A 19,668-nucleotide genomic window follows, 5' to 3' on the forward strand; every position below is an offset into this window, starting at 1 on the left:
TCGGACGCACAGATGGACGACAGGCCTTCTCGGGGGTAGGCAGGGTTCAGGCCAAGGATTTTTGAAATGAACGCAAAGACGCTGCCCTACGGCATGGATCGCGCCCGCGAGATGTCCGTGTTCGCGGCGGTGGCGGCGGGGGGCAGTTTCTCGGCGGCGGGGCGGGCGATGGGGCTGACGCCGTCGGCGGTCAGCCGCACCCTGGATCGGATCGAGGCGCGGCTGGGCGTGCGGCTGATGCTGCGGACCACGCGTGCGCTGACGCTGACGCCCGAGGGGCAGGCCTATCTGAGCGCGGCGCGCCGCATTCTGGCCGAGATGGACGACGCCGAACAGGCCATCGCCGATCAGGGCGCGCCACGCGGGCGGCTGAGGGTCAGCGCGGCCCTGGCTCACGGCCGCCAGCAGGTCGTGCCGCTGCTGGGGGAGTTCGTGCGGCTGTATCCGCACATTCTGGTCGACATCAATCTGACCGACGTGGTGGTCGACGTGGCGGGGGGGCAGGCGGATGTGGCCATCCGGTTCGGACCGCTGGCCGACAGTCCGTTGACGGCGCGTCGCCTGGGGGACACGGGCCGGACCATCGTGGCGTCTCCCGACTATCTGGCGCGACGGGGCGTCCCCCGCGTGCCCGAGGACCTGCACGACCACGATTGCCTGAACTTCAACTTTCGCCGCGCCGAGCCGGTGTGGCCCTTCCGCAGGGACGGGCGGGACTACGCCTTGACGGTGCGGGGCCCGATCGAGGCCAACAATGGCGAGACCCTGACCCAGCTGGCGCTGGCCGGGGCAGGGGTGACGCGCGTCGGCCATTTCAGCGTCGGCGACGCCATCTCGGCCGGGCGGCTGGTCCCGCTGCTGGAGGCGTTCAATCCGGGCGACCGGGAGCCGATACACGCCGTCTTCGTCGGCGGCGTCAATATGCCGGCCCGCGTGCGGGTGTTCGTCGACTTTCTGGCCGAACGGCTGCGTTGACGGACGAGATCGCCGGACGGGCGCCGTCCGACGACCTGGGAATCAGAAGGCGCCTAAATCAGCGCTTGCCGAAGATGATGTCGCCCAGCTTGGCGAAGAAGCCCTTGTTCTCGTCGGCGTTGGAAACCGGGGCAGGCTTCGGCGCCTCGACGGGCTTGGGTGTGGCGGCGGGCGCCGGAGCGGCTTCGGGCGCCGGCGTAGGGGCGGCGGGCGCCCGGGCTTCCGTCTTCGGCGCGGTGGATTTTGCAGCCGGCTTTGCGGCGGCCTTCGATGCGGCCTTCGGCGTGGGGGCCTTGGGCGCAGCCGCCTTCGCAGCGGCTGGCTTAGCAGCGGCTGGCTTCGCGGGGGCGGTTTTCGGCGCGGCGGCCTTGGCGGTCGCATACTTGGGGGCGGCCTTCGCAGCAGGCTTGGCCGCTGCGGTCTTGGTGGTTGCGGCGGGTTTCACGGCCTTGGGCGCGGCGGCTTTCGGCGCGGCTGTCTTGGCGGTCGCCGGCTTTTCAGCGGCGGGTTTGGACGTTGACGGTGCTTTGGCCATGTATTTCCCCGACCCCTCGGTTTAGACGAACGCGAAACACGGGCCGGCAAAGCGCCGGACCGCAATGATTCGCCATGATACCGGTGTTTGAGAAATGTCCGAGTCCGCACTTCAGATAATCGCCCGGGGCGCGCGCGCCGCCGCCGAGGCCGCCGCCGCCGCCATCGACGTCGATCCGCGGCTGGAGGGCGCGACCTATTCCATCCTGGAGGAGGACGAGGATCGCGGGATGTGGCGCATCGACGCCTTCCCCACGACCGACGACGAGGTGGAGGGGCTGAAGGCGGTCCTGGCCGACCACGAGGTGACGGTGGAGGTCGAAAAGCTAGCCGACGCCGACTGGCTGGCCATGTCGCTGTCGGGCCTGCCGCCGGTCGAGGCCGGACGGTTCTTCGTCTATGGCGCGCACGATCAGGGCAAGGCGCCCGCCGACCGTGTTCTTATAAAGATCGACGCCGGCGCCGCCTTCGGCACGGGCCACCACGGCACGACCGTCGGCTGTCTGGAGGCGTTCGACACGCTGCTGGAAACCGAGACGTTCGAGAAGGTCCTGGATGTCGGCTGCGGCACGGGCGTTCTGGCCATCGCGGCCGCCAAGACCGGATCGCCCGTCGCGGTCGGCACCGACATCGACGAACCGTCTGCCCGGATCGCCAACGAGAACGCCGAGATCAACGACGCGAAATGCGACTTCTATTTCGCGGACGGGCTGAGCGATCCGAGGATCGCCCAACACGCGCCCTATGACCTGGTGTTCGCCAACATCCTGGCCGCGCCGCTGGTGCATCTGGCGCCCGAGATCGGCGCGGCGTTGACGTCGGGCGGCGTCGCCATTCTGTCGGGCCTGTTGCGCACGCAGGAGGAGCGGGTGCTGGACGCCTATCTGCCGCTTGGCTTTACGGTCGAACAGACCATCCATCACGACGCCTGGAGCGCCCTGCAACTGCGCAAGGCCTGACGTCAGTCGAAGCGGCCGAAGTCCGGCTGGCCGGTGGAGGCGGCGAGGCCGCCATCGACCGACAGGACGTGACCGTGGACGAAGCTGGCGTCGTCGCTGGCCAAAAAGGCGACGACGGCGGCGATCTCCTCGGGCCGGGCGCCGCGGCCCATCGGGATCAGCTTGGCGAACTCGTCCATCAGGGGTTTGTTGTCCTCCATCTCCTCCGTCATGCCCGTGTGCACCAGGGTCGGCGCCACCGCATTGACGCGCACCCCGTCCTTGCCGCTGTCGCGGGCCAACGCGCGCGTCAGGTTGGCCACGGCGCCCTTCGATATGTTGTAGCCCAGCATTTCGGCGTCGCCGCCCAGGCCCGAAATCGAAGCGGTGTTGACGATGCAGCCCTTGGTCTTCTTCAACTCGGGATAGGCGGCGCGGCAGCCGAACAGCACGCCGTCGACATTGACCGCCATCACCTTTCGATAGTCGTCCAGCGTCATGGTCTCGACGGAGCCGTCGCAGCCGACGCCGGCGTTGTTGTGAATGACGTGAAGCGCGCCGAACCGTTGGACGGCGGCCTGCACCATGGCCTCGACCTGCGTCTGGTCCGCGACATCGACGACGCGGGTGACGACGCGCGACGTGTCCAGGCCCGACAAGGTCTGGGCCAATCCGTCCGCATCCTGGTCTGCGGCGAGGACGCTGGCGCCTTCGGACGCGAAGCGGCGCGCCGTCGCCTGGCCGATGCCCGAGCCGGCGCCGGTGACGATTACGGTTTTTCCTGCGAAGCGAGCCATCGCATTATCCTTTCTGCATAGGGGAGGTATGCAGACAACCGGATCGGCCACGCGCCGTTCCATCAGCAGATTTTGATCGCGACGGACGGGGTTGAGCGGAACGCCGGCTGGGCCTAGGTCAGGACCATGCGCCAAACGTTCGACGAAACCACCGACCCGTCCTTCGGGGCCAGACACCTGCCCCTGCTGCGCGCAGAGATGGCGAAACAGGGACTGGACGGCTTTCTGATCCCGCACGAGGACGAGCATCAGAACGAGTATCTGCCCGCCGCCAACGAGCGTCTGGCCTGGGCCACGGGCTTCACCGGCTCGGCCGGGGCGGCGGTGGTGTTTCAGGACAGGGCCAGTCTGTTCACCGACGGCCGCTATACGGTGCAGGTCAAGGCGCAGACCGATCCGGCCCTGTTCGAGCGGCGCGACCTGAACGATTTCGCCGCCTATCTGGAGACGGCGGCCGAGGGCGCGGTCATCGGCTACGATCCCAAGCTGCACAGCCCCGACGCCCTGTTCGCCTTGAAGGCGGCGGCGCAAAAGGCGGGGGCCGAACTGAAGGCGGTGGACGCCAATCCGCTGGACCTGGCCTGGGGGGCGGACCGTCCGGCTCAGCCGACGGCGCCGGTCGTCCCGCACGAGGATGTCTATTCCGGCGAAAGCCATGCGTCGAAGCGGGCGCGCATCGGCAAGGCCGTGGCCGACGCCGGCGCGGACGCCGTGGTTCTGACCGCGCCCATGTCCATCGCCTGGCTGTTCAATGTGCGCGGCGGCGACGTGATCCGTTCCCCCCTGCCGATCGGCCAGGCCGTGGTGCGCGCGGACGGCCGCGCCAGTCTGTTTCTGGACCCGGCCAAGGTGACGAACGCCCTGCCGGCCTGGCTGGGCGATGAGGTTCAGCTCGAGGCGCCCGAGCGGCTGGGCGGCGCCCTGGACGCCCTGGCGGGGCGGAAGGTGATGATCGATCCGTCGCTGTCCTCGGCCTGGTATTTCGACCGGCTGGAGCGGGCCGGGGCGACGGTGGTGCGGGCGCAGGACCCCTGCGCCATCCCCCGGGCGGCGAAGAATGCTGTCGAGATCGAAGGCAGCCGACGGGCCCATGTCCGCGACGGGGCGGCGCTGAGCCGGTTCCTGCACTGGGTGGATACGGTCGCGCAGGAGACCTTGCCGGACGAGCGCGAGGTGGTCGAGGCGCTGGAGCGGTTCCGCGAGGAGACCGGCGCGCTGAAGGACCTCAGCTTCGACACCATCGCCGGGGCGGGGCCGAACGGCGCCCTGCCGCATTACAAGCCCGTGGGCGCGACGATCCGCAAGGTGGAGAAAGGCTCGCTGCTGCTGGTGGACGGCGGGGGCCAGTATCTGGACGGCACGACGGACGTGACCCGCACCATGGCTATCGGCGAGCCGACCGAGGACCAGCGGCGCAAGTTCACCCTGGTGCTGAAATCGCACATCGCCCTGGCGACCGTCCGGTTCCCGGCGGGGACCAGCGGCATGGCCCTGGACGCCGTCGCGCGGGCGCCGATGTGGGCGGCTGGGCTGGATTACGATCATGGCACGGGCCACGGCGTCGGCAGCTATCTGGGCGTCCACGAAGGGCCGCAGCGGATCGCCAAATGGGGCACGTCCCAGCCGCTGCTGGAAGGGATGATCCTGTCCAACGAGCCGGGCTATTACCGCGAAGGCCATTGGGGCATCCGCATCGAGACGCTTCAGGTCGTGACGCCGGCCGTTGTTCCCGAAGGCGGCGAACGCCCGATGCATGGTTTCGAGCAGCTGACCTTCGCACCGCTGGACCGCAAGCTGATCGCGGTCGAGTTGCTGACGCCGGACGAACGGGCCTATGTCGACGCCTATCACGCCGAGACGCTGGCTAAGGTCGGGCCGTTGCTGGACGGCGCGGCGCTGGATTGGCTGAAGGCGGCGTGCGCGCCGCTGTGACGTGAGGCCACGACCGACATGACCATGATCGGCGCCATCGCCCTGCTGCTGTTCTGTCAACTGGCGGGGGAGATCCTCCATCGGCTGACGGGCCTGCCCCTGCCGGGATCGGTGATCGGGCTGCTGCTGCTGCTGGCCTGGCTGGCGCTGGTCCCGAAGGAGCGGCCGACGCTGAAGGCGGTGACGGCCTGGCTGACGGCGCATCTGTCGATCATGTTCGTCCCGGCGGCCGTGGGGCTGATCGACGAGGGCGGCCCGTTGTCGCGATACGGGGTCGGCATCCTGGCGGCCACGGCGGTCTCCACCCTGTTGACGATGGCGGCGACGGCCCTGGTGTTCCGCTGGGCGGTCAGGCGGTTCGGGCCGCCCGACGCCGAGGCGGAGCCGCAAGAGCCGGTCGCGCCATGAGGGAGCTTCTGACCACGCCCCTGTTCTGGCTGGCCGTGACGCTGGCGGTGTTCGAGGGCGCCGACCAGTTGTCGCGACGCAGCGGCCGCCATCCGCTGTGCCATCCGGTGCTGCTGGCGACGCCGGTGCTGATCGGCCTGCTGCTGGCCACGCGTACATCCTATCAGACCTATTGGGCGGGGACGCAGGCGCTGAGCTTCCTGCTGGGGCCGGCGGTGGTGGGGCTGGCGGTTCCGGTGTGGGCGCAGCGGGCGCTGATCCGGCGGCTGGCCGTTCCCATCGGCCTGGCCCTGGTCGCGGGGGCGGCGACGGCGGTGGTCAGCGCGGTGGGGATATTGGCCCTGTTCGGCGCGCCGCACGACATCCTGGCTTCCATCGCGCCGAGGGCGACCACGACGCCGGTGGCCATGGCGGTGGCCCAGCAGCTGGGCGGGGTTCCGGCCCTGGCGGCGGTGATCGTGCTGATCGCCGGAGTGATCGGCGCCATGACGGCGACGCCCCTGTTCAACGCCATGAAGATCACCGATTTCCGGGCGCGGGGCCTGGCCGTCGGCGTATCGGCCCACGGCTTCGGCGCGGCGCGGGCGTTCCAGGTCGACCAGACGGCCGGCGCCTTCGCCAGCCTGGGCATGGCGCTGAATGCGGTGGCGACGGCTACGCTTCTGTCGGTTCTGGCCCTGTTTCTCTAGGACCGGCCGTCGGGCGATGGCGGAGGCGCTGGACCGGGCAGGGCAGGGCCTCCAGCGCCGCAGTCATGGCCGCATGGCCGGCGGCGACGGGACCGTCGTAGGTCTTCCAGTCGCGGATGTCGCTGCCGCTGATCTGGGGCAGCACCAGGACGTCGGCGTCGGCGCGGGCCTGCTCCATCTCGGTGTCTGTGGTGATGGTCGCCGAGCGCATCAGGATCGAGACGATGGGCGGGCCGCTCTTCCAGGCGCCGGACAGGACCCATTTCCACCAGGACGGCGGATTCTCCAGCGCCTGGGGATCGACGCCGCGCGTCTGGGACATGTCGACGCCGACGATGGGGCCGCTGTTCAGTTGGCGCATGACGCTGGTGGGGAAGTTCTTCAGCACCGCGCCGTCCACCAGCACCTGGCCGTCGATGACGACGGGCGGCAGGACGCCGGGAATGGCGATGGAGGCGCGCATGGCCTGGCGCATCAGCCCGGTCCGGTGCACCTCGATCCGGCCCGAGGTCAGGTTGGACGACACCGCGAAGAAGGGCAGGGACAGATCGGCCAGGTCGATGTCGCCATAGGCGCGCTGCAACAGGCCCGCGACCTTGCGGGCGCGCGACATGGCGATGATGGGCACGGCCAGGTCCGACAGGGGGTCGGAATCGACAAAGGCGCGGCGGATCTCGAAATCCAGCCGTTCGTGATCCCAGCCCAGGGCCGGACCCGCCGCGACCACGGCGCCCATGGAGGCGCCGCCGGTGAAGTCGATGGGAATCCCGGCGTCCTGCAGGGCCTTGACCGCGCCGATGTGGCAATAGGCCCGTGCGCCGCCGCCGGACAGGACCAGGCCGACGGCCGTGCCGGTGACGACGCGGGCGATGCGTTCGGCGTCCGCGGCCACGCCCTCGACGCAGTGGAACCAGCGGTCGGGCTGGAGCGCGTCCAGCCAGACCCGGGTGTTGGCCGGATGGTGCATCCGGGGATCGCGCAGCAGGATCAGGTCGGTCAGCCGGCGCCCGTCGCCGAAGCCGTGGCGGCGCGGCACGTTGGACGGCGGCGCCAGAAGCCCGCTGCCGACGACGAACATCCGGTCCACCTGGCGCGCGCACAGGCTGGCCCAGGCGGGCTGATCCTGTTCGGCGACATAGAGGACATAGTCGTGCGCGCCCTCCACCCGGCTGAACCATTCCGAGGCCGAGGCCAGGGCCGACTGGTCGATGACCTGACAGGTGAAGCCCATCGCCTGAATGGCGGCGCCGATCCGCTCGACGAAGGCGCGGATGGGGCGGGGGCGGGCCGAGACGAAGCCGAAGACGCTGGGCTCCGACGCGCCCGCCGTGCGCTCGCGCGCCCGATGGATCATCAGTCGAGACAGTTCGACCATCAGGTCGGGTTCGGTGCGGGCGGCCTCGAAGAAGGCCTCGCGCGGCAGGGCCAGGATCTCGCTGTCACGCAGGGCGACGACGCTGGCGGTGTGGGGCGTGCCGGCCAGCATGGCCATTTCCCCCACCGGCTCGCCCGCCTTGACCACGCCCAGCAGATGGGCGGGCTGGTCCGGCTCCAGCCGGAACACGCCCAGACGCCCCGAACGCAGCAGATACAGGGTGTCGGCCGGATCGCCTTCGGTGAACAGCGGCTCGCCGCCGGTCAGGGCGAACCAACTGGCCCGGTCGATCATGCGGCCCTCGAAAATGCGCGCGAGAGACGCCGCCAGCGTGTCGGGAGGAAGCGTGGCCATGATGATGGGTTGTAGGCGAGATTCCCGCGCGGGTGAATTGGGTCCTTGCGGACGCGGCCGATCGGCCTCGCGCTTTCGCTGCGAAGTTGGAGGGCTGGGCGGAGCGCCGGGCCTTCGCCCGGAGTGTGAGTTTGTAAGTACCGTTTCGACGAAGGGTATGACGCTCCGCGCGGTTGGTTGGCCTGCAAGCTCGGGGCGTCGAGCGGTGGCGGTCTTATCGCCTAACCCCATAAGCTTGCGACGGGTCGGCGGGGTCTGCGAAACCCCGTCCCGAGTGCGGCCGAGTATCCCCCTCGACCCTCCGACACCGCTCCATGAGTCGATGTCGGCGCGATGGAGTTTCACCATCGCTCCCGTTCCATCCGCTCCCGCCGCCGCAAGGTCGCAGGCCTTACGAGCCCTCCGGTGCGACGAGACGGCTTTAGAATACGCGCGTTTCGGAGGGGGGATGGATGATGGGGGAGATAATTCGCCAAGCGGTTGGATTCGCGGGGAATGCACCAGCCGCATTGTGATGGCTGGCATTGAAATCCGTCATCCTCGGCCTTGTGCCGAGGATCCATACGCTCGGTCTTAGGATCGGGGGCCGGCGGCGAACACCGGGATTATGGATCCTCGGCACAAGGCCGAGGATGACGAGATGGTGGGCGAGGATGACGAGATGGCGGCCGAGGATGACGAGGGAGCGCCGAGGATGACGAGGTGGCGGGCAAGGAAGACAGGCGGGCCGGCATGATGGGAGACGAGGGGGGCGAGGATGAGGTTCCGGTCCGGCCCCTGTCGCGCCGACGATGTGAGGCGGAGATCGCCGGACTCCGGCGCCCCCGCTTGCCCTGACGGAAGTCTGGCCTTACGGCTCCGCGCCTTGATGAACGATTCAGGGAGGGGTCGATGGCCCTCGCACTTCTGTTTCCGGGACAGGGCAGCCAGGCCGTCGGCATGGGCGCGGCCCTGGCGGACGCCTTCGGTTCGGCGCGCGACGTCTTCGCCGAGGTGGACGAGGCCCTGGGCCAGAAGCTGTCGGTCCTGATGCGCGAAGGCCCCGAGGACCAGCTGACCCTGACCGAGAACGCCCAGCCCGCCCTGATGGCGGTGTCGATGGCGGCGATCCGGGCGTTGAAGGTCGAATTCGGTTTCGACGTGGCGAGCGCGGCCTATGTGGCCGGTCACTCGCTGGGCGAATATTCGGCCCTGGCGGCGGCGGGGGCGATTTCTCTGCCCGATACGGCGCGGCTGCTGAAGCTGCGCGGCCAGGCGATGCAGCGGGCCGTGCCGGTGGGACGCGGGGCGATGGCCTCGCTGATCGGGCCCAAAACGGATCTGGCCCTGGCGGAAGCGGCGGCGGCGGCCGGTTCGGAGGTCGGCATCTGCGTGGTGGCCAACGACAACAACGCCGGAAACATCGTCATCTCAGGCGAGAAGGCGGCCGTGGACCGGGCCATTGAGAAGGCCAAGGAACTGGGCGCGCGGGCCATTGCGCTGAACGTCTCGGCGCCCTTCCACTGTCCGCTGATGCAGCCGGCCGCAGACGAGATGGCCCAGGCCCTGGCCGAGGCGAAGATCGTCGCGCCGGTCGTTCCGGTGGTCGCCAACGTCCTGGCGCGGCCCGAGAGCGACCCGGAAGTCATCCGCCGCCTGCTGGTCGAACAGGTGACGGGTCGCGTGCGCTGGCGTGAGAGCATGGAATGGATGGCCGGCGCTTCCGGTTCTGGGGGCGGCGTGACCCGCTTCGCCGAGATCGGTTCGGGCAAGGTGCTGACCGGCATGGCCAAGCGGATCGCGCCGGATGCGGAAAGCCTGCCGCTGAACACGCCGGAAGATTTGGAAGCGTTCGCGAAGGGAGTGACGAGCAGCGAGTGACGAGTGGCGAGCCGTTCGCCATACCGCTTTGCTTTTTCTCGTCACTCGCCACTAATCACTCGCCACTCTCGGAGAGACAAAATGTTCAATCTTGCAGGCAAGACCGCGCTGGTGACGGGCGCGACGGGGGGCATCGGCGGGGCCGTGGCGCGGGCGTTGCACGCTCAAGGGGCGACCGTGGTGCTGTCGGGCACGCGCGAGGCGGTGCTGGCCGATCTGGCCAAGGAACTGGGCGAGCGGGCGCATTTCGCCACCGCGAACCTGTCGGACCCGGAATCGGTCGACAATCTGGTCAACGCGGCCGAGACGGCGGCGGGCGCGCCGCTGGACATCCTGGTGGCGAATGCGGGGATCACCAAGGACGGCCTGTTGATGCGGATGAAGGACGAGGACTTCCAGGCCGTCATCCAGATCAACCTGGAATCCTATTTCCGCCTGACCCGCGCGGCGGTGAAGGGGATGATGAAGCGCCGTGCGGGGCGAATCATCGGCGTGACCTCGGTCGTCGGCGTGACCGGCAATCCGGGCCAGACCAACTATTCGGCGTCCAAGGCCGGGATGATCGGCTTTTCCAAGTCGCTGGCGCAGGAGGTCGGATCGCGGGGGATCACCGTCAACTGCATCGCGCCGGGCTTCATCGCCTCGCCGATGACCGACGTGCTGAACGACCAGCAGCGCGAGACCATCCTGGGCCGTATTCCGGCCGGGCGGCTGGGCGCCGGCGAGGAGATCGCCGCCGCCGCCGTCTATCTGTCGTCCGACGAAGCCGCCTATGTCACGGGGCAGACGCTGCACGTGAACGGCGGCATGGCGATGATTTAGGACCAAACGTCCAGATCACGACGCGCAACAGACTATTTCCAGCCCGAAAGCCTGTGCTAAAGGGTCGGATGCATCGGCGGTTCGGGCTTTCGGGCTTGCGTCGCCTTCGCTGCCGTGAGACGGCGATTTCCTGAGCTACCCCCGCCTCTACGGCGATTTCAAACAGGCAGAGAGACACTCATGTCCGACACCCTCGAGCGCGTTCGCAAGATCGTCATCGACCACCTGGACGCCGATCCGGACAAGGTCACGGAAAAGGCCAGCTTCATCGACGACCTGGGCGCCGACTCGCTCGACAACGTCGAGCTGGTGATGGCCTTCGAAGAAGAATTCGACATCGAGATCCCGGATGACGCCGCCGAGCACATCCAGACGGTCGGCGATGCGGTCAAGTTCATCGACGAAAAGTCGGCCGGCTGATCCCAGTCGCCGAGATCGGCCGAACAGGCTGACGGTTCAAAGGGCCGCCCGGCGCTCCTAGCGGAGCCGCCCGGCGGCCTTTACTGTTTTCGACCGACGAATCCGTGATTCCGTCGGGGAGGTATGGATCTGAAGGAGCACGCACCATGCGCCGCGTCGTCGTTACGGGCATCGGTCTGCTGACCCCCCTGGGCTGGGGCGTCGAGAAGAGCTGGAAGGGCATCGTCGAGGGACGCTCGGGCATCGGCCCGATCACCGCCTTCGACACCGAAGGCTATGGCTGCACCATCGCCGGCGAGGTGCCCAGCGTGGACGGGCGCGGCGGCGGAGGCGAGGGCGACTTCGACCCCGACAAGATCATGTCGCCCAAGGACAGGAAGCGCGTCGACGACTTCATCCTGTACGCCATCGCGGCGGCGGACGAGGCCCTGGCCGACGCCGGCTGGAAGCCCGAGACGGACGATGACCGCGAGGCCACGGGCGTCATGATCGGCTCCGGCATCGGCGGCCTGGGGCCCATCGCGGACACGGCCATCGTGCTGAAGGAGCAGGGGGTGCGGCGGGTCAGCCCGTTCTTCATCCCCTCGGCCCTGATCAACCTGGCCTCGGGCCAGATCTCGATCCGCCACGGGCTGAAGGGGCCGAACCATTCGGTCGTGACCGCCTGCGCCACCGGCGCCCACGCCATCGGCGACGCGGCGCGGATGATCGCCCTGGGCGACGCCGAGGTGATGGTGGCGGGCGGGGCCGAAAGCTCCATCGTGCCGATCGGCATCGCCGGCTTTCTGGCCTGCAAGGCGCTGTGCACCGCCTATAACGACACGCCCGAGACGGCGTCGCGCCCATACGATCGAGGCCACGCCGGTTTCGTCATGGGCGAGGGCGCAGGCGTCATGGTGCTGGAGGAATACGAACACGCCAAGGCGCGCGGGGCCAGGATCTACGCCGAGGTCGTCGGCTATGGCATGAGCGGCGACGCCTATCACATCACTGCCCCGTCGGAGGACGGCGAGGGGGGGCTGCGCGCCATGAAGATGGCGTTGAAGCGGGCGGGGCTGGAGCCTTCGGACCTGGATTACGTCAACGCCCACGGCACGTCGACGATGGCCGACTGGATCGAACTGAAGGCCATCGAGCGACTGGCGGGGGATCACGCCAGGAACCTGACGGTTTCGTCCACCAAGTCGATGACGGGGCACCTGTTGGGCGCCGCAGGGGCCATAGAGGCGGCCTTCTGCGTCCTGGCCATCCGCGACCAGATCGCGCCGCCGACCATCAATCTGAACGACCCGGAGATGGAGACGCCGATCGACCTGGCGCCCAACAAGGCCAAGCCGATGAAGATCGATGTGGCCATGTCCAACAGCTTCGGCTTCGGCGGCACCAACGCCTCGGTCATCTTCAGGAAGGTGGACTGAGTGTTCGGGCGGGGGCGGGTCGAGAAGTCGGACGGACGGTCGGGGTTCACGGTCTCGCTGCTGAGCGCGTCGGCGACCTTCGGGCTGTTCCTGTTGGCGGCGCTGATCGCGGTCTGGGCCGTCTATTATGCGCCCGGCCCCTCGGCCCGGCAGGGCGACAGGACGGTCGTGACCCTGGCCAGCGGGTCGAGCGTCTCGGCCATCGCGGCCAAGATGAAGGCCGAGGGGGTGATCCGGTCCCCCGACCTGTTCAAGGCCGCCGCCGCCCTGACCGGGGCGGACCGCCGGCTGCGGGCGGGCGAATACGAGGTGCCGTCGGGAACCTCCCTGGCCGGGGTTCTGAAACTGCTGGTCGAGGGGCGGGTGGTGCGCCATTTCGTGACCTTGCCCGAAGGCTGGTCGTCGCTTCAGGCGGTGGACATCCTGAACAAGGAGCCGGTGCTGACCGGCGTGGTGGCCGAGACGCCGGCGGAAGGCAGCCTGTGGCCCGACACCTACGAGGTGTCGCGTGGGGACACCCGCCAGTCGGTGATCGACCGGATGCAGCGCGCGGCCGCCGAGAATCTACGCCTGCTGTGGAGCCAGCGCTCGCCCGCGACCGTGGCCAAGACGCCGGAGGAGGCGGTGATCCTGGCCTCCATCGTCGAGAAGGAGACCGCGCTGGCTGGGGAGCGGCCGCGCGTGGCGGCGGTCTTCTCCAACCGGCTGCGGGCCGGAATGCGGCTGGAGAGCGATCCGACCATCGTTTACGGCGTCACCAAGGGACGGCCGCTGGGGCGCGGCATCCTGCGCTCCGAACTGCTGGCCGCAACGCCGTGGAACACCTATCAGATCAGCGGCCTGCCGCCGACGCCCATCGCAAATCCGGGCAAGGAAGCGCTGGCGGCCGTGCTGAACCCGCCGGCGGACCCCGCGCTGTTCTTCGTGGCGGACGGGACAGGCGGCCACGCCTTCGCCCTGACCTATGAGGAGCACCAACAGAACGTGGCGCGCTGGCGCCAGATCGAGCGGCAGAAGGCCGGACTGCCGCCGGAAGCGCCCGTTCCCGTCGCGCCGGGCGCCGTCGCGGCCCCGATGACGCCGCCCGCCGAACAACCCGCAGGTCAGGCGACCATCACCCTGCCGGCCGGGGCCAGCCAGGGGGCGACGCGGTGAGCGCATTGTCGGGCATGACCGGCTTCGGCCGGGCGGACGGGGCGGCCGAGGGCTGGACCTGGGCGGTCGAGGCGCGTTCGGTCAACGGGCGCAATCTGGAGGTCCGGTTCCGGGGGCCGAACGGCTTTGACGGTCTGGAACGGACGGCCAAGGCGGCGGTCCAGGCGCGGTTCGCGCGGGGACAGGTCAACATCGGCGTGCAGGCGAAGCGGACCGACGCGGGAGAAGCGGCGGTCGCCATCAATGCGGCGGTGCTGGCGCGCTATCTGACCCTGGCCAACGAACTGGCCGAGGATGGAGCCACTCCGCCGTCGGCGGACGGACTGCTGGCCCTGCGCGGCGTGATCGAGGCGCCGGAAGAGGTGGACGACCCCGAGGCGCGCGCCGCCTTGGAGACGGCCATGAGCCGCACGGTCGAACAGGCCCTGGATGCGCTGAAAGCCTCGCGGCTTCAGGAAGGCGCGCTGCTGGCGCCGGTGCTGGAAGATTTCATCGCCCGGATCGAGGCTTTGACGGCCCAGGCCGAGGGCGAGGCGGCCGCCCAGGTCGAGACCATTCGCGAACGTTTCGCCCGCCGCATGACCGAACTGGCGCCGGACGCGCCCGGTCTGGACGAACGGATATTCCTGGAGGCCGCAGCCTTGGCGGCGAAAGCCGATGTGCGCGAGGAGCTGGACCGGCTGGCCGCCCATGTCGCGGCGGCCCGCCAGCTTGTGGCCTCGGCGCCAGCCGGGCGCAAACTCGACTTCCTGATGCAGGAATTCATGAGAGAGGCGAACACCCTCTGCTCGAAATCGGCTACGACCGCGCTCACCGGAATCGGCCTGGAGCTCAAGGCCGTCATCGAACAGTTGCGTGAGCAGGTCCAGAATGTCGAATGAACGCACGCCCCGCCGGGGCGTCCTCCTGATCGTCGCCAGCCCGTCGGGCGCGGGCAAGACCTCGCTGTGCCGAAGGTTGATGGCGGATCACAAGGGGCTGGAGCTTTCGGTCTCCATGACCACGCGCGGCATCCGGCCGGGCGAGGTGGACGGGCGCGACTATCATTTCGTCGGCCACGACCAGTTCCAGCGGCTGATCGACCAGGACGCCTTCCTGGAGTGGGCCGACGTCCACGGCAATCGTTACGGCAGCCCCCGCGCGCCGGTGGACCGCGCCCTGGCCGAGGGACGCGACGTCCTGTTCGACATCGACTGGCAGGGCGCGCGCGACGTGGCCGACAAATGCCCGGAGGACGCCGTGCGCGTCTTCATCCTGCCGCCCAGCCTGGAAGAACTGCGCCGGCGCCTGGTCACGCGCTCGCAGGACGCCGAGGACGTGATCGAACGTCGCGTCGCCAACGCCAAGGGCGAGATCGAACACTGCGACGCCTTCGACTATGTGCTGGTCAACGAGGACTTCGACCGTTCCTACGCCGAACTGGCCCACATCTATCACGCCGAGCGGTCGCGTCGGTTCAGAAACCTGTGGGTCGGCGACTACAAGGCCGCCCTGCTGCGCGAAGCGGTCTGAGAAAAACGGCGGAGGCCGGGCGGTCCGCTGCCCGGGACCTATGCCATGCTGCGGTGCCGACCCGTTTTCATCCCAGAGTCGGGGCCGGGGGCGGGGTTGGCGCCAACTGCGCCGTCCGACGGGCGGCGAACCAGGGACGCATCCGGTTCAGGGCGTCCTCGATCTCGGGCGTCGAGACGGCGAAACTGAACCGGATGAAGCGATGGCCGTCGACGGGGTCGAAGTCGACGCCGGGCGCGGCGGCGACGCCGGTGTCGCGCAGCAATTGCTCGCAGAAGCCCACGCTGTCGTCGGTCAGGTGGCCGATGTCCGCCCAGATGTAGAAGGCGCCGTCGGGCGGGGCGATCTGTCTCAGGCCCAGGGCCGGCAGGGCCTGGAGCATCAGCTCGCGATTGCGGGCGTAGGTTCGGATATGGCCCTCCAGCTCGTCCGTCGCGTCCATGGCCACCAGGCCCGCATGCTGGCTGAGCGACGGCGGGGTCAGGAACATATTGCCGATATAGGCGCGGGCGGCCGGGACCTGGGATGCGGGAACCAGAAGCCAGCCCAGGCGCCAGCCCGCCATGCTCCAGTATTTGGAGAAGCTGTTGATCACCGTCGCGTCCGGCGCGAACTGCAGCATGGACGGGGTCGGGCCGACGTAGCTGAGGCCGTGGTAGATCTCGTCCGAGACGATGGCGATGTTTCGCGCGCGGCAGACCTCGGCGATGGCGGCCAGCTCGGCGTCGGGGATGATGGTCCCGGTCGGATTGGCCGGGCTGGCGATGATGACGCCGGCGGGTGCAGGATCGAGCGCGCGCAGTTGATCGGCGGTCAGTTGGAACCGGGTCTCGGGGCCGCAGGCGATCTCGACCGGCTCAAGGTGCAGGGCGCGCAGGGTGTTGCGATAGGCGACATAGCCGGGTCGGGCCAGGGCGATCCGGTCGCCGGGCCGAAACCGCGTGCTCAGCGCCAGGACCAAGGCCGGCGAGGCGCCGTTCGTCAGGACGATCCGCTCGGCGTCCACCGCCACGCCGTACCGCTCGTCGTACAGGCGCGCGATGCGGGCGCGCAGGTCGGGGCTTTCCCAATAGCCCATCGCCTCGGCGTCCAGCACCTGATGTGCGCGGGCGATGGCGGCGGCGGGCGCGCCGGTCGACGGCTGACCGAACTCCATGTGGATGATCGAGCGGCCTTCGGCCTTCAACTGGTGGGCCAGGCGGCTGACGGAGATGGCGCGGAAGGGTTCGACGGTCATGGCAGGGTTTCAGGCAGGAAGGGCGTCCGCGAGCCGCAGGAAGCCGGCCACGTCGATGGTTTCGGCGCGGGCGTCGGGTTCGATGCCGGCGGCCTCGCACAGGGCCGCCCCGCCCAGTTGTTTCAGGCTGGAGCGCAGCATCTTGCGGCGCTGTCCGAAGGCGGCGGCGGTGACGCGCTCCAGGCTTTTCAGGCGTTCCGGCGAAGGGCGCTCATCCAGCGGCACCAGATGGACCACGGCCGAGGCCACCTTGGGCGGCGGGGTGAAGGCGGCGGCCGGCAGGTGCATGACGATGCGGGCGGTGCACACGGCCTGGGCGATGACCGCCAGACGGCCATAGGCGTCATCGCCGGGAGCGGCGGCGACCCGTTCGGCGACCTCCTTCTGGAACATCAGGGTCAGGCTGTGCGGCAGCCAGGGGCCGGTCAGCCATTTGATCAGCAGGGCCGTGCCGACATTGTACGGCAGGTTGGACACCAGATGGGCGGGGCCGGAAACCAGATCGGCCTCCTTCACCTTCAGGGCGTCGGCCTGGACGATGGTCAGGCGGCCCGAGCCGTCGTCCAGTTCGGACAGCAGGGGAAGGAAACGGGGATCCTTCTCGACCAGGACCACGGGACCGGCGTCGGATTCCAGCAGGGCGCGGGTCAGGCCGCCGGGGCCGGGGCCGACCTCGATCACGGCCCGGCCGTCGAACGGGCCGGCCAGGCGCACGATCTTGCGGGTGACGTTCAGGTCCAGCAGGAAATGCTGGCCGAAGCTCTTTTTCGCCGACAGGCCGTGGGCGTCGAGGGTTTCGCGAAGGGAGGGAAGGTCGGTCACGGCCCCTGTTAGCGCGCGCCGCGCGCCGCCGCCATCTCCGACGCCAGGCGAATGGCGGCGATCAGGCTGTCGGGGCGGGCGACGCCCTTGCCGGCGATGTCGAAGCCCGTGCCGTGGTCGGGCGAGGTGCGGACGATGGGCAGGCCCAGGGAGACGTTGACCCCGCCCCAGAAGTCCAGCGTCTTGACCGGTATCAGGGCCTGGTCGTGATACATGCAGATGGCGGCGTCATAGGTCGCCCGCGCCGCATCGTGGAACAGGGTGTCGGCCGGCTTCGGGTCGGTGATGTCGACGCCTTCGCCGCGCAGTTGTTCGGCGACGGGGATCAGGATTTCGATCTCTTGCAGACCCAGGGCGCCGCCCTCGCCCGCGTGGGGGTTCAGGGCGGCCATGGCCAGGCGCGGGCGGGCGATGGCGAAGTCCCGCTTCAGGCTTTCGTGGACGACGCGGGCGGTGCGGGCGACACGCTCGGCGGTGACAAGCTGGGGCGCCTGGTCCAGGGCGACGTGGATGGTGACGAGGCAGGCGCGCAGGTCGCGGGCCGTCAGCATCATCACCGGACCGCGCGTGCCGGCATAGGGGGCGTCGGCGGTCAGTTCGGCGATGAATTCGGTATGGCCGGGAAAGCGAAAGCCCGAGGCGTACATCGGCGCCTTGGCGATGGGGGCGGTCACGACGCCCGAAGCCTGGCCCGACAGGGCGAAACCGACCGCTTCCTCTATGCCGTCCGCCACCGCCGGGGCGTTGGCGGGGTCGGGGCGGCCGACCCGGACGGGCGCGGGCAGGGGACGGTGGATGACAGGCAGGGCGCGGCCGAAACGGCCGGCGGCGTCGCCGGGATCGCTGATCTCGAGCACCGCCACGCCCTGGTCGCGCAACAGGCCGGCGTCGCCGATGACGGCGAAGGCCAGCGGTTCGGCCTTGAGGGCGGTCCAGGCGGCGGCGACGATCTCGGGTCCGACGCCGGCGGGTTCGCCCAGCGTCAGGACCAGAGGCGCGACCGCTGGGCTCACTTGAACTCGATCAGGGCGTCGCTGCGCAGGTCGCGCAGGTAGCGGCGCTCCAGAACCTGAAGATTCTGCGCCCTCAGTCGGTTTTCGACCTGCTGGCGGTTGGGGGCCTCGGGCCCGCCGACGCGACGACCGCAGACGGCGACCAGATGCAGGCCCAGCGGCGTGCGGATCGGGGTGGAGACCGAACCGATCTCTCCGGTGCGGGCGAACTGCTGGAACTGGGGCGCCAGATTGGCCACGTCCGATTCGCCCAGGTCCGCGCCGATCACGCCCTCGGTCGCGCGCGCCTGGGAGATGATGTTGTCGCAGGTCAGGCCGGCGCGCATGGCCTGGAGCTTCTGGGTGGCGGCGGCGACATCGGCCTCGGACGCGGTTTCGGCCAGTTCGACCATGACCTGGCGCAGCGAAACCAGGCTGGTGGAGGCGCCGTCGCGCTTGTCGCGCAGATAAAGGATGTAGACTCCCCCGTCGACGACGATCGGATTGGACAGTTGGCCGGGCTGAAGCTGGTCGACCACGGCCTGGACGGCGGGTTGAAGCGAATCGCGCACGACCCAGCCGGCGTCGCCGGGCACGCGGGCGTTGGCGGACGGGGCGGCCGAGAACTGCTGGGCCACGGCCTGGAAGGGCGCGCCCTGGATGATCTGCTGCACCAGTTGGCGCGCGCCGTTCAGCGCGGCCTGGGGACCGCCGACGCGGGCGGCGTCGATGTAGATCTCGCCCAGCAGGAACTGGGGTTTGGAGGCCGCCTCGTTCAGGCGACGCAGTTCCTGATCGACCTGCAGGCTGCTGGGGCGGGCGCGGCTGTTGAAACGGCCGGGGACCAGCTGGCTCCAGCCGATCTGGGTGCGCAGGTTCTCGCGGAAGGCGGCGGGCTGGATGCCGCCCTGTTGCAGGAACTGAAGATAGTTGGCCGGGGTCGTGCCGGCGGCGCGGGCCATTTCCGCGATTTCCTGATCCACCTCTTCGTCGGTGACTTTCAGGCTCTCGAACTTGGCCATCTCCTGGGTCTTCAGCCGGTCCTCGATCAGGGCGTTCAGGGCGGCCTGCTGGATGGCGGGCAGGTTCTGCTCGGTCGGCTGAACCTGGGACGAGGCGATCAGCATCAGCATCCGCTGGCGCAGGTCATAGCCGGTGATGATCTTGTCGTTGACGGTGGCGACGATGCCGTCCGCCATTTCGAACTGGGGCTCGGCGCGCGGAGTCGCGGGAGCTTCCTCGGCGGCGGGGTTGGGGGCGCCGGCGGCGGCCTGGGACGGAGTTTGGGGCGGGGCCTGAGTCGGCGCCTGGCCCTGCGGCCGGGCCGGGGCCGTCTGGCCGTGGGCCGAACCGGCGAGCAGGAGCGCCGCGAGCGCAGCCCCCGTCGAATAACGCATCAAACCCATTGCTCGTCCTGATTCCTCACAG

General features: G+C 69.4%; 19 protein-coding genes. 12 read left to right on the top strand and 7 right to left on the bottom strand.

Features of this window, described 5'->3' with window-relative positions; translation table 11 throughout:
* Positions 1-66: 66 nt before the first annotated feature.
* A complete protein-coding gene (locus AC0L6G_RS02475) occupies positions 67-975 on the top strand; it encodes a LysR family transcriptional regulator (protein ID WP_473252804.1) in 909 nt (302 codons plus the stop codon).
* Between the two features lie 58 nt (positions 976-1,033).
* Here AC0L6G_RS02475 and AC0L6G_RS02480 read toward each other — a convergent pair whose 3' ends face one another.
* On the bottom strand, positions 1,034-1,510 hold the full coding sequence (locus tag AC0L6G_RS02480; protein WP_473252805.1) for a hypothetical protein: 477 nt from the start codon (positions 1,508-1,510) through the stop codon (positions 1,034-1,036).
* A gap of 94 nt (positions 1,511-1,604) precedes the next feature.
* On the opposite strand from AC0L6G_RS02480, the gene AC0L6G_RS02485 reads away from it, so the two are divergent.
* Positions 1,605-2,468 (top strand): 50S ribosomal protein L11 methyltransferase, encoded by an 864-nt coding sequence (locus AC0L6G_RS02485; RefSeq protein ID WP_473252806.1) that lies wholly within the window; start codon positions 1,605-1,607, stop codon positions 2,466-2,468.
* A 2-nt stretch (positions 2,469-2,470) separates the two neighbouring features.
* Here AC0L6G_RS02485 and budC read toward each other — a convergent pair whose 3' ends face one another.
* On the bottom strand, positions 2,471-3,244 hold the full coding sequence (gene budC, locus AC0L6G_RS02490) for a meso-2,3-butanediol dehydrogenase (RefSeq protein WP_293828704.1): 774 nt from the start codon (positions 3,242-3,244) through the stop codon (positions 2,471-2,473).
* A gap of 126 nt (positions 3,245-3,370) precedes the next feature.
* Between budC and AC0L6G_RS02495 the strand changes: the two genes are divergently transcribed.
* From AC0L6G_RS02495 to AC0L6G_RS02505, 3 genes are read left to right on the top strand one after another with little or no spacing between them, the layout of a single operon-like run.
* Positions 3,371-5,176 carry an aminopeptidase P family protein gene (locus AC0L6G_RS02495; RefSeq protein WP_293828705.1) on the top strand — a complete coding sequence of 602 codons (1,806 nt, stop codon included), beginning with the start codon at positions 3,371-3,373 and terminating at the stop codon, positions 5,174-5,176.
* A gap of 18 nt (positions 5,177-5,194) precedes the next feature.
* Positions 5,195-5,584, top strand: coding sequence for a CidA/LrgA family protein (locus tag AC0L6G_RS02500; RefSeq protein ID WP_291539734.1), 390 nt, complete (start codon positions 5,195-5,197; stop codon positions 5,582-5,584).
* On the top strand, positions 5,581-6,273 hold the full coding sequence (locus AC0L6G_RS02505; protein ID WP_293828707.1) for an LrgB family protein: 693 nt from the start codon (positions 5,581-5,583) through the stop codon (positions 6,271-6,273). The genes AC0L6G_RS02500 and AC0L6G_RS02505 overlap by 4 nt, the downstream gene beginning before the upstream one ends.
* Here AC0L6G_RS02505 and AC0L6G_RS02510 read toward each other — a convergent pair.
* Entirely contained in the window at positions 6,239-8,002 is a 1,764-nt protein-coding gene (locus AC0L6G_RS02510; RefSeq protein ID WP_473252807.1) for a patatin-like phospholipase family protein, read from the bottom strand. The genes AC0L6G_RS02505 and AC0L6G_RS02510 overlap by 35 nt on opposite strands.
* An 891-nt stretch (positions 8,003-8,893) precedes the next feature.
* Here AC0L6G_RS02510 and fabD point away from each other — a divergent pair.
* The 7 genes from fabD (at position 8,894) to gmk (ending at position 15,189) form a co-directional block, all read left to right on the top strand.
* A complete protein-coding gene (gene fabD, locus AC0L6G_RS02515) occupies positions 8,894-9,862 on the top strand; it encodes an ACP S-malonyltransferase (protein ID WP_473252808.1) in 969 nt (322 codons plus the stop codon).
* Between the two features lie 81 nt (positions 9,863-9,943).
* Positions 9,944-10,684 (top strand): 3-oxoacyl-[acyl-carrier-protein] reductase, encoded by a 741-nt coding sequence (gene fabG / locus AC0L6G_RS02520; protein WP_473252809.1) that lies wholly within the window; start codon positions 9,944-9,946, stop codon positions 10,682-10,684.
* Between the two features lie 180 nt (positions 10,685-10,864).
* The gene (locus AC0L6G_RS02525) at positions 10,865-11,104 is read left to right on the top strand and encodes an acyl carrier protein (protein ID WP_008264317.1); all 240 of its coding nucleotides are present in this window, start codon (positions 10,865-10,867) and stop codon (positions 11,102-11,104) included.
* 146 nt (positions 11,105-11,250) lie between these two features.
* Entirely contained in the window at positions 11,251-12,522 is a 1,272-nt protein-coding gene (fabF, locus tag AC0L6G_RS02530) for a beta-ketoacyl-ACP synthase II (RefSeq protein WP_473252810.1), read from the top strand.
* The gene (gene mltG, locus AC0L6G_RS02535) at positions 12,523-13,677 is read left to right on the top strand and encodes an endolytic transglycosylase MltG (RefSeq protein WP_291538851.1); all 1,155 of its coding nucleotides are present in this window, start codon (positions 12,523-12,525) and stop codon (positions 13,675-13,677) included.
* Between the two features lie 14 nt (positions 13,678-13,691).
* Entirely contained in the window at positions 13,692-14,558 is an 867-nt protein-coding gene (locus AC0L6G_RS02540; RefSeq protein WP_473253203.1) for a YicC/YloC family endoribonuclease, read from the top strand.
* On the top strand, positions 14,548-15,189 hold the full coding sequence (gmk, locus tag AC0L6G_RS02545; RefSeq protein ID WP_291538854.1) for a guanylate kinase: 642 nt from the start codon (positions 14,548-14,550) through the stop codon (positions 15,187-15,189). Before AC0L6G_RS02540 ends, gmk begins: the two co-directional genes overlap by 11 nt.
* A gap of 67 nt (positions 15,190-15,256) precedes the next feature.
* Here gmk and AC0L6G_RS02550 read toward each other — a convergent pair whose 3' ends face one another.
* The 4 genes from AC0L6G_RS02550 to AC0L6G_RS02565 are packed head-to-tail and all read right to left on the bottom strand — an operon-like array spanning position 15,257 to position 19,637.
* Positions 15,257-16,426: a pyridoxal phosphate-dependent aminotransferase gene (locus AC0L6G_RS02550; protein ID WP_293828105.1), complete on the bottom strand. Its 1,170-nt coding sequence runs from the start codon at positions 16,424-16,426 to the stop codon at positions 15,257-15,259.
* Positions 16,427-16,435: 9 nt separating this feature from the next.
* Positions 16,436-17,248 (bottom strand): 16S rRNA (adenine(1518)-N(6)/adenine(1519)-N(6))-dimethyltransferase RsmA, encoded by an 813-nt coding sequence (rsmA, locus tag AC0L6G_RS02555; RefSeq protein ID WP_291538859.1) that lies wholly within the window; start codon positions 17,246-17,248, stop codon positions 16,436-16,438.
* A gap of 8 nt (positions 17,249-17,256) precedes the next feature.
* Positions 17,257-18,261, bottom strand: a complete 1,005-nt coding sequence (pdxA, locus tag AC0L6G_RS02560) for a 4-hydroxythreonine-4-phosphate dehydrogenase PdxA (RefSeq protein ID WP_293828103.1) — start codon at positions 18,259-18,261, stop codon at positions 17,257-17,259.
* Complete coding sequence (locus AC0L6G_RS02565; protein ID WP_473252811.1) at positions 18,258-19,637, bottom strand: peptidylprolyl isomerase; 1,380 nt, start codon at positions 19,635-19,637, stop codon at positions 18,258-18,260. The genes pdxA and AC0L6G_RS02565 overlap by 4 nt, the downstream gene beginning before the upstream one ends.
* Between the last annotated feature and the right edge of the window lie 31 nt (positions 19,638-19,668).

Source organism: Brevundimonas sp. D3-1P (assembly GCF_055809335.1).

What these genes read in the sequence shown, in the direction of transcription:
- AC0L6G_RS02495 (WP_293828705.1), top strand. Translation starts at nt 3,371, where the DNA reads ATGCGCCAAACGTTCGACGAAACCACCGACCCGTCCTTCGGGGCCAGA.
- AC0L6G_RS02485 (WP_473252806.1), top strand. Translation starts at nt 1,605, where the DNA reads ATGTCCGAGTCCGCACTTCAGATAATCGCCCGGGGCGCGCGCGCCGCC.
- gmk (WP_291538854.1), top strand. Translation starts at nt 14,548, where the DNA reads ATGTCGAATGAACGCACGCCCCGCCGGGGCGTCCTCCTGATCGTCGCC.
- budC (WP_293828704.1), bottom strand. Translation starts at nt 3,244, where the DNA reads ATGGCTCGCTTCGCAGGAAAAACCGTAATCGTCACCGGCGCCGGCTCG.
- AC0L6G_RS02540 (WP_473253203.1), top strand. Translation starts at nt 13,692, where the DNA reads ATGACCGGCTTCGGCCGGGCGGACGGGGCGGCCGAGGGCTGGACCTGG.
- AC0L6G_RS02480 (WP_473252805.1), bottom strand. Translation starts at nt 1,510, where the DNA reads ATGGCCAAAGCACCGTCAACGTCCAAACCCGCCGCTGAAAAGCCGGCG.
- fabG (WP_473252809.1), top strand. Translation starts at nt 9,944, where the DNA reads ATGTTCAATCTTGCAGGCAAGACCGCGCTGGTGACGGGCGCGACGGGG.
- AC0L6G_RS02500 (WP_291539734.1), top strand. Translation starts at nt 5,195, where the DNA reads ATGACCATGATCGGCGCCATCGCCCTGCTGCTGTTCTGTCAACTGGCG.
- AC0L6G_RS02550 (WP_293828105.1), bottom strand. Translation starts at nt 16,426, where the DNA reads ATGACCGTCGAACCCTTCCGCGCCATCTCCGTCAGCCGCCTGGCCCAC.
- fabD (WP_473252808.1), top strand. Translation starts at nt 8,894, where the DNA reads ATGGCCCTCGCACTTCTGTTTCCGGGACAGGGCAGCCAGGCCGTCGGC.
- AC0L6G_RS02565 (WP_473252811.1), bottom strand. Translation starts at nt 19,637, where the DNA reads ATGCGTTATTCGACGGGGGCTGCGCTCGCGGCGCTCCTGCTCGCCGGT.
- AC0L6G_RS02475 (WP_473252804.1), top strand. Translation starts at nt 67, where the DNA reads ATGAACGCAAAGACGCTGCCCTACGGCATGGATCGCGCCCGCGAGATG.
- AC0L6G_RS02525 (WP_008264317.1), top strand. Translation starts at nt 10,865, where the DNA reads ATGTCCGACACCCTCGAGCGCGTTCGCAAGATCGTCATCGACCACCTG.
- AC0L6G_RS02505 (WP_293828707.1), top strand. Translation starts at nt 5,581, where the DNA reads ATGAGGGAGCTTCTGACCACGCCCCTGTTCTGGCTGGCCGTGACGCTG.
- fabF (WP_473252810.1), top strand. Translation starts at nt 11,251, where the DNA reads ATGCGCCGCGTCGTCGTTACGGGCATCGGTCTGCTGACCCCCCTGGGC.
- AC0L6G_RS02510 (WP_473252807.1), bottom strand. Translation starts at nt 8,002, where the DNA reads ATGGCCACGCTTCCTCCCGACACGCTGGCGGCGTCTCTCGCGCGCATT.